This is a genomic window from Nocardioides sp. (genome assembly GCF_025965415.1).
Classification (GTDB): Bacteria; Actinomycetota; Actinomycetes; order Propionibacteriales; family Nocardioidaceae; genus Nocardioides.
Genome location: NZ_JAOPWY010000193.1, coordinates 19,648 through 27,706 on the forward strand (window position 1 = coordinate 19,648; position 8,059 = coordinate 27,706).

The 8,059-nt window shown below is 71.2% G+C and carries 8 protein-coding genes and 1 pseudogene; 7 read left to right on the forward strand and 2 right to left on the reverse strand.

The window, feature by feature from the left end:
- Positions 1-24: 24 nt before the first annotated feature.
- The 3 genes from paaK to JWN97_RS20860 all read left to right on the forward strand — a co-directional run bounded on the left by paaK (position 25) and on the right by JWN97_RS20860 (position 4,173).
- On the forward strand, positions 25-1,332 hold the full coding sequence (gene paaK, locus JWN97_RS20850) for a phenylacetate--CoA ligase PaaK (protein WP_297627712.1): 1,308 nt from the start codon (positions 25-27) through the stop codon (positions 1,330-1,332).
- Between the two features lie 206 nt (positions 1,333-1,538).
- Positions 1,539-3,653: a DEAD/DEAH box helicase gene (locus JWN97_RS20855; RefSeq protein ID WP_297627715.1), complete on the forward strand. Its 2,115-nt coding sequence runs from the start codon at positions 1,539-1,541 to the stop codon at positions 3,651-3,653.
- Between the two features lie 61 nt (positions 3,654-3,714).
- The gene (locus JWN97_RS20860; protein WP_297627717.1) at positions 3,715-4,173 is read left to right on the forward strand and encodes a DUF5709 domain-containing protein; all 459 of its coding nucleotides are present in this window, start codon (positions 3,715-3,717) and stop codon (positions 4,171-4,173) included.
- Positions 4,174-4,176: 3 nt separating this feature from the next.
- Here the strand turns inward: JWN97_RS20860 and JWN97_RS20865 are convergent, their stop codons facing one another.
- On the reverse strand, positions 4,177-4,674 hold the full coding sequence (locus JWN97_RS20865; RefSeq protein ID WP_297627720.1) for a cupin domain-containing protein: 498 nt from the start codon (positions 4,672-4,674) through the stop codon (positions 4,177-4,179).
- A 53-nt stretch (positions 4,675-4,727) separates the two neighbouring features.
- On the opposite strand from JWN97_RS20865, the gene JWN97_RS20870 reads away from it, so the two are divergent.
- The 4 genes from JWN97_RS20870 (at position 4,728) to JWN97_RS20885 (ending at position 7,083) form a co-directional block, all read left to right on the forward strand.
- Positions 4,728-5,387: a TetR family transcriptional regulator gene (locus JWN97_RS20870; protein WP_297627722.1), complete on the forward strand. Its 660-nt coding sequence runs from the start codon at positions 4,728-4,730 to the stop codon at positions 5,385-5,387.
- Positions 5,388-5,397: 10 nt separating this feature from the next.
- The gene (locus JWN97_RS20875; protein WP_297627724.1) at positions 5,398-5,604 is read left to right on the forward strand and encodes a hypothetical protein; all 207 of its coding nucleotides are present in this window, start codon (positions 5,398-5,400) and stop codon (positions 5,602-5,604) included.
- Between the two features lie 254 nt (positions 5,605-5,858).
- Complete coding sequence (locus JWN97_RS20880) at positions 5,859-6,248, forward strand: hypothetical protein (protein ID WP_297627727.1); 390 nt, start codon at positions 5,859-5,861, stop codon at positions 6,246-6,248.
- Entirely contained in the window at positions 6,202-7,083 is an 882-nt protein-coding gene (locus JWN97_RS20885; protein WP_297627730.1) for an HNH endonuclease signature motif containing protein, read from the forward strand. Before JWN97_RS20880 ends, JWN97_RS20885 begins: the two co-directional genes overlap by 47 nt.
- 217 nt (positions 7,084-7,300) lie before the next feature.
- On the opposite strand, the pseudogene JWN97_RS20890 reads toward JWN97_RS20885, so the two are convergent.
- A pseudogene (locus JWN97_RS20890) lies at positions 7,301-8,059 on the reverse strand (DUF2171 domain-containing protein); the annotation flags it as partial.

The window sequence follows — 8,059 nt, forward strand, 5'->3', positions numbered from 1 at the left end:
CGACGCGACCCGGAGGACCACACCGTGCTCGACCTGACTCCCCGGCCCGGAGACCTGGACCCGATCGAGACCGCCCCGGTCGAGGAGCTGCGGGCGCTCCAGCTCGAGCGGCTCCGGTGGTCGGTGCGCCACGCCCACGACCACGTCGCCCACTACCGCCACGCCTTCGACGAGGCGGGCGTCGGCCCCGACGACATCGAGACCCTCGCCGACCTCGCGAGGCTGCCGTTCACGACCAAGGCGACGCTGCGCGACCACTACCCGTTCGGCATGTTCGCGGTGCCGCGCGAGGACGTCGTACGCCTCCACGCCTCGAGCGGCACCACCGGCAAGCCCACCGTCGTCGGCTACACCCGCGACGACCTCGACATGTGGGCCGACGTGGTGGCGCGCTCCATCCGTGCCGCCGGGGGGCGGCGCGGGATGGTCCTCCACAACGCCTACGGCTACGGCCTCTTCACCGGTGGGCTCGGCGCCCACGCCGGGGCGGAGCGCCTGGGCTGCACGGTCGTGCCCGTCTCCGGCGGCATGACGCAGCGGCAGGTGCAGCTGATCGTCGACTTCGAGCCCGACATCATCATGGTCACGCCGTCCTACATGCTCTCGATCATCGACGAGCTCGAGGCGCAGGGCGTCGACCCGCGCTCCACCTCGCTCAAGGTCGGCATCTTCGGCGCCGAGCCGTGGACCAACGACATGCGCCGCGAGATGGAGGCGCGCACCGACATGCACGCGGTCGACATCTACGGCCTGTCCGAGGTGATCGGCCCCGGAGTGGCGAGCGAGTGTGTGGAGACCAAGGACGGCCTCCACGTCTGGGAGGACCACTTCTACCCCGAGATCATCGACCCGGTGACGGGGGAGGTGCTGCCCGACGGCGAGGAGGGCGAGCTCGTCCTCACGACGCTGACCAAGCAGGCGATGCCGGTCATCCGCTACCGCACCCGCGACCTGACCCGGCTGCTGCCGGGCACGGCGCGCAGCATGCGCCGGATGGAGAAGATCACCGGCCGCACCGACGACATGATCATCCTGCGCGGGGTCAACCTGTTCCCCACGCAGATCGAGGAGATCGTGCTCGGGCTGCCGGCGCTGTCGCCGCACTTCCAGTGCCACCTCGACCGCCGCGGCAACCTCGACACCCTGACCGTCCGGGTCGAGCGGCGCGAGCACACGACCGCCGACGAGGCGGCCGCGGCCCAGGCCGAGCTGACGCAGCGGATCAAGGCCTCGATCGGGGTGAGCGTCGCGGTGGAGGTCGTCGACGTGGCATCGATCGAGCGCTCGGTGGGCAAGATGCGGCGCATCGTCGACCACCGCCCGGCACGCTGAGCCACGCCGGCGGCGGATAATTGCCGCCATCGCCCACGCGGGGGTTACAGTGGTCGCAGCGTCCCGACGCCGTGCCGCCTTGATCAGCCCATGATCCACCGGCCACGACCACGACGCCTCGCTCCAACCTCTACGCCGTGGTGTGCAGGTCAGCGCCGACCCAGGCTCGCCTGCTCCGCGACGCGTACCCAGTCCCGGAGGACCCCTTGGCCCAGCGCCAGCGATCACGCGGCAGTCGCCGCCCCCCTGCGCATGCCCGCCACAAGGACAACGAGGGCATCGTCCCCGTCCTGGCCCGGGCCGTGCGCGAGCTCGAGTCGGCGGTCCAGCGGGGTCCGCTGGCGCCGGGGCAGCGAGTGCGCTTCCAGGTCGTCGCGCTGCTGGCGCGCGAGCACCGCTCCGACGTACGCGCCTCCACCGAGCTCACCGACGCCCAGAAGGCCGACGAGCTCAAGCGCCTCGACGGGATCGCCACGATCCTGGCCAAGACCGCCACGCGCGACCCCTCCCTCTTCGGGCTGCTGTCCGAGGAGTCGCGGATCACCGACAGCGCCCGCGACCTGCGCCTGGAGCTGCTGCGCAAGGCCGGCATCGAGTCCGTGCCCGACGAGCCCAAGCCCGACGACGAGGCCGGTCCCGGCCTGCTCGAGCGCAAGGTCCTCCCGCAGTCGGTGGTGCAGCACCAGCTCGCCAACCCGTTCCTGGTCCCCGACTTCGAGATCGCCCGCGAGCAGCGCAGCACCCACGGCCGGCTGGCCACGTGGGAGCTGCTCGGCCCGCTCTTCCGCTCCTTCGAGCTCGGCGGCTCGTCCTCCTGCATGGACCTGCCCGAGGCCACCTCGCTCACGGCCCCCGGCACGCTCGAGCTGATGCCGCACCAGGCCCGGCTGATCGCCGCCGCCGCGGAGGGCCACCGCACCTTCCTGCTGGCCGACGAGCCCGGTCTGGGCAAGACCGCCCAGGCGCTGCTCGCGGCGCAGGCGGCCAACGCGTTCCCGCTGCTCGTCGTGTGCCCCAACGTCGTCAAGACCAACTGGGCCCGCGAGACCGAGCGCTGGACCCCACGCCGTCGCGCGACCGTGATCCACGGCGACGGCGACCAGGTCGACGCCTTCGCCGACGTCATCATCGTCAACTACGAGATCCTCGACCGCCACGCGGGCTGGCTCGGCACGTTCGGCTTCCGCGGCATGGTGGTCGACGAGGCGCACTTCATCAAGAACAAGACCTCGCAGCGCTCGCGCCACGTGCTCGAGCTCTCCGAGCAGCTGCGGGCCCGGACCGCGCGCCCGCTCCTGATGGCCCTCACCGGCACCCCGCTCATCAACGACATCGAGGACTTCCGCGCGATCTGGCAGTTCCTGGGCTGGATCGACGACAAGCAGCCGACGGCCCGCCTGATGGAGCGGTTGGAGGAGACCGACCTGACGCCGGCCGACCCCGCCTTCTACCCCGCGGCCCGCAAGGCCGTCATCGACATGGGCATCGTGCGTCGTCGCAAGGTCGACGTCGCCGCCGACATCCCGGCCCGCCGCATCGCCGACATCCCCGTCGAGCTCGACGACGAGGACGCCCGCTCGATCCGCTCGGCCGAGAAGGAGCTCGCCCGCCGGCTGGTCGAGCGCTACAAGGCCGCGCTGGAGACCCGCCGTACGGGATCCGTCGTCGAGGGCATCGACCACGAGCTCGTACGCCGCGTCGCGACCTGGGAGCGCGAGGAGATGGACTCCGGCACCTCGGGGGAGAACGTCTTCTCGATGTTCCGCCGCATCGGCCGCGCCAAGGCCGGGCTGTCGGCCGACTACGCCGCCCAGCTGGCGCGCAACGTCGGCAAGGTGGTCTTCTTCGCCCGGCACATCGACGTCATGGACATCGCCGAGGAGACCTTCACGCGCCGCGGCCTCAAGCACACCTCGATCCGGGGCGACCAGACGGCGAAGGCCCGCGAGAAGGCGATCACGTCCTTCGTCAACGACCCCGACGTCCAGGTCATCGTCTGCTCGCTGGCCGCCGCCGGTGTCGGCGTCAACCTGCAGGTGGCCTCCAACGTCGTGCTCGCCGAGCTGTCGTGGACCGACGCCGAGCAGACCCAGGCGATCGACCGCGTGCACCGCATCGGGCAGAGCGACCCCGTCACCGCGTGGCGGATCATCGCCGCGCAGACCATCGACACCCGGATCGCGGAGCTCATCGACTCCAAGGCGGGCCTGGCGGCACGGGCGTTGGACGGCTCGGACGAGGAGGTCTCGTCCTCGGCCAACATCCAGACCGAGGCCCTGGTCGCGCTGCTCACCGACGCGCTGGAGCGCGAGCTCGGCTGACGCCCACCCCTCGGGACCTGTGGCCCTTGTCCTGCTGTCGGCGAGCCGGTAGGCAGGGGACATGACTGAGGACCGCGAGACCTACGGCGACATGTCCGTCGACGACGAGGACCAGCTGCAGCCGGGGGACACCCTCGACGACGGCGACCTCGAGGACGTGCTGGACCGCGGCTACTCACCGCCGGACCGTCCGCCGAAGGGCTACGACGACTACCCGACCGAGGCGGAGCGCCTGCGGGGGGAGTCGCTCGACGAGAAGCTCGCCGAGGAGGAGCCCGACGTCGATCCCTATGCCGAGGACGACGACTCCGACCACGATGACGAGAACTCCCTCGACGAGGAGCGCGGTCTCGACGAGGCCGACGCCCGCGCCGGCCGGCTGGTGCAGCCCGACTACGGCCTCGGGGAGGACGTCGACAAGCAGGAGCTGGCCATCGACGTCGGCATCGACGGCGCTGGAGCCTCCGCCGAGGAGGCTGCCATGCACATCACCCGCGAGCCGGAGGCCCCGACCGGCTGAGCCCTATTCCGGGATGCCGGGCCCGATGACCTCGAGCCCGTAGCGCGGACCGACCTCGGCCCACTTGGGCAGCTCCTCCTCGGGGGACTGGCCGTCCGGGCCGGGGAGCCGCCGCTCGCGCGCCGGGACGCCGACCTCGTCGTAGAGGCCCATCAGCCCGGCGGGTGCGGTGAAGGCGACGAACCGGGTGGGGGAGGTGCCGCGGATCCGGAAGGCGTGCGGCACCGATCGCGGCAGCCAGATGAAGCAGCCGTCGTCGAGCTCGTACGTCTCGTCGCCGGCGCGGTAGGTGACGTGACCCTCCAGCACGAGGAACGCCTCGGCCTCGTGGGTGTGGCGGTGCAACGGCGTGGCGATCCCGGGCGGCTGCGTGACGAGCGAGACGCCGAGCAACCCGTCGGTCTCCTCTGCCCCGACGAGGTGCTCGAAGAGCGAGCCCATCGCCCAGGTGGCGGGGCCCTCGCCGGGGCGGCGCACGACGACGCCGGTGGAGTCGACCATGACACGACCTCAATTCATCCGAATGCGCTTCGGGTGAATGTAAGGTACGTCTCGTGGGTGATGAGGTCAAGAGGTCCTACCGCTCCGCGCGACGGGCCGAGCAGGCGGCGGCGACGCGGTCCGCGGTGCTGCTCGCTGCCCGCGACCACTTCACCGAGCGCGGCTACGCAGCCACGGCCGTCGCCGGCATCGCCGCCTCGGCGGGCGTCAACGTCGACACCGTCTACCGGACCGTGGGTCGCAAGCCCCAGCTCATGCTCGCCGTCATCGACATGGCGCTGGCAGGCGCGGACCAGCCCGTGGTCGCCGAGCAGCGCGACTACGTGCAGGCGGTGCTCGCCGCGGAAGGTGCGCGCGCCAAGCTGACGACGTACGCCGACGCGCTGGGCAGGGTGATGCCGCGCGTCGCGCCGCTCTTCGACTCCCTCGCCCAGGCCGCGCTGACCGAGCCGGACTGCGCGGCGGTCCGTGACGGGATCGGCGAGCGGCGTCGGGCCAACATGCTGAAGCTGGCCGAGGACCTGCGCGCCACGGGCGACCTGCGCGACGACCTCACCGACGACGAGGTCGCGGACCTGCTCTGGACGACGAACGCCCCCGACTACTACGCCCTCGCCGTCGCGCGCAGCTGGTCGCCCACGACGTACGCGGAGCGGCTGGGAGACCTGTGGTGCCGGCTGCTGCTGGCGGACCCGGTCGAGGCGCCGGCGTAGCCTCGACCGGGTGAGGGGACGCGTCGTGGCGACCGCGGTCGTCGTCGTCGGCAGCGAGGCGTGCGAGGAGGTGCGCTACTACGCCGCGCTCGACGCGGCGCTCTACCCGGAGGCGGCCCGGTCCTCGCCCGAGTTCGCGAGGTACAAGGCGATCACGCTGGGCCAGTGCATGCCCCTCGGCAGAGAGGCGCCGGAGTCGCCCGGGTCGAACGTCTAGCTGGCCAGATCTGCCGTTGCACTTGTTTTCGAACAGGTGTACAATGGCGTGAGCACGCCGGTCCGGAACGGTTCCCTCGTCTGAGGTGACGAGGATCCCGGGATCGGGACAGTCATCCATAGAACCCGTCGTGGTGCTGGCGGGATGCCCTACGGCTCTCGGGTGACGCCCTGGCAACGGTGCCACCATTCATGCCTCACTGCTCCGCCCCAGACCTGGGTGGTGTCCTGTGAGTGCGTGCGAGGAGGTGGCCAGTGCATCCGATCATCGAGTGTGCCGCTGACCTCCGTGGTGCGCTGAAGGACGTCGCGTCGGTCGAGCCGGCGTTCATGACGACTGGCGACAAGCAGGCCGCGCTGGTGGCTCTGACGGAGGTCCGCTCGCAGCTCGACGCGATGACCGCGCGCGTGCTCGCGGCCTCGGACGACGTCGGCGAGGCGCACGGGCTGCGTGATGCCGCGGCGTGGCTGGCGGTGCAGACGCGTACGACGTGGCGCGAGACCCGACGCGACCTCGCGCTCGGCCGGGCGCTCGAGCAGCACCCGGAGATCGCCGCCGCGCTGACGTCGGGTGCGCTACGCACGGAGCAGGCGCGGGGTGATCTTCGAGGCGGTCGACGCTCTCCCCTCCCACGTGGGCGGTGAGACGCGCGAGCGTGCGGAGTCGGTGCTGCTTGAGCTGGCCGGGCACCACGACGCCCGCGACCTGAAGCAGATCGGCAAGCGGATCCTCGACGTCGTGGCACCCGAGGTGGGGGAGTTCCACGAGGCGGACGCGCTGGTGAAGGAGGAGTCTCGCGCCGCGGCTGGCACCGAGCTCACCCTGACCGATGATGGCGAGGGCCGCTGCCACGGCCGCTTCACCGTGCCGACCCACATCGGCGCCCTGCTGAAACGCCACCTGCTGGCGCTCGCCAACCCTGCGCGCCACACCGAGGCCGAGCTCCGCGACGAGTCGGGTGACTGGAAGTCGCTGCGCCGACGCCTGGGCGAGGCGTTCGTCGAGTACGTCGAGCGCTACCCGGTCGAGGCCACACCGCGGACCGCGGGGGTGAACGCCACCGTCGTGGTGACCCTGACATTGGAGCAGCTGCTGGCCGACCAGGCCACTGCGCTGCTCGACGACGGCTCCCGCATGTCTGCTGGGCAGGCCCGTCGGCTGGCGTGCGAGGCCGGCATCGTCCCCGTCGTGCTCGGCACGAAGTCCCAGCCGCTCGACCTCGGACGCGTGGCTCGGCTCTTCACCAAGGCTCAGCGCATCGCGCTCGGCCTGCGCGACGGTGGCTGCACCGCTCGCGGGTGCGAGACGTCCGCGTCCGGGTGCCATGCGCACCACGACGACCCCTGGTCGCGTGGGGGACTCACCGACCTCGCCAACGGCCGGCTCCTCTGCCCTCGTCATCACCGCCTGGCCCACGACTCGCGCTATGCGATGACCGTCCATGCCGACAACAAGGTCACCTATGTGCTTCGGGCGTGAGGGGGTAATGGGCTTCTCGTGACGGCCGGGTGGGTGCGGTCCAACCGGGATCAAGGGCGGCTTCACTGCTGGCACGCGCTCCGGGGTGGACGCCCACGGTCGCGGACGCTCCCTGGTCGTCCTCGGCCCGGCCCTAGTGGTCCTCTTGGCGTGACACCGCGGCGTGTCTTCAGCAGGCTCGTCCTTGGGTGTTCTCGCCAGCCGACTCAGGATCCCCTCAGGTCCGCTTGGTCAGCAGCATGTCCTTCGAAACGTTGAGGCGGACGGTGTTGTCCTCCACCCTGTCGACCTCGGTGGCGGAGACGTACGCGTCGCGAGCGAACAGACCCTTGCGGTCGACCTTGAGGTAGCCGGTGAGCAGCAGGCGCGCAGCGAACGGGCCCGGCACGTCCGGCACCACGTCCGGGTCCTCGCCCTGGATGGTGATCGCCTGTGGATCACCCAGCTTGACGAACTCCACCTTGCCGACCTCCTCGCCGTTCACGTCCACGACCTTCATGCCCTCGTAGACCTTCTCGATCGGCCCGATCCGGTCGATGGACCCGCGGTACTCGTCGTGCCGCTGGACGTCGGTGCTGCCCAGTTCGGTCAGCAGCCGCTGCGCCCTGGCCACCTCCTCGTCGGTGCCGTGGACGACCAGCAGGTAGTTGGAGGTGCGGACGAGCTCCTCGTACTTCGGGAGGTGCTGCTTGGCCACGAAGTGTCCGAGGAGGGCGCCGACCGCGCCCCCCAGAAGAGCGCCCTCCGCGGCGCCGACCGCAGCCGCCGCCAGCGGGCCCAGGACGACGAGGGGGCCAAGACCCGGGATGAAGAGCATCGCGGCTCCGCTCAGGACGCCGAACAGCCCTCCCACCCAGGCTCCCGTCGCCGCGCTGGGACCCGCGACGTCACCGGTGGTGACGAACCCGCTGATCCGGATCTCGCTCTCCATGTCCTTTCCGACGATCGAGATCCGGTCGACCGGGAAGTCCCTCTT

Coding starts and splice junctions, on each gene's coding strand:
- JWN97_RS20860 (WP_297627717.1), top strand. CDS start 3,715: ATGACTGAGGACCGCGAGACCTACGGCGACATGTCCGTCGACGACGAG.
- JWN97_RS20865 (WP_297627720.1), bottom strand. CDS start 4,674: ATGGTCGACTCCACCGGCGTCGTCGTGCGCCGCCCCGGCGAGGGCCCC.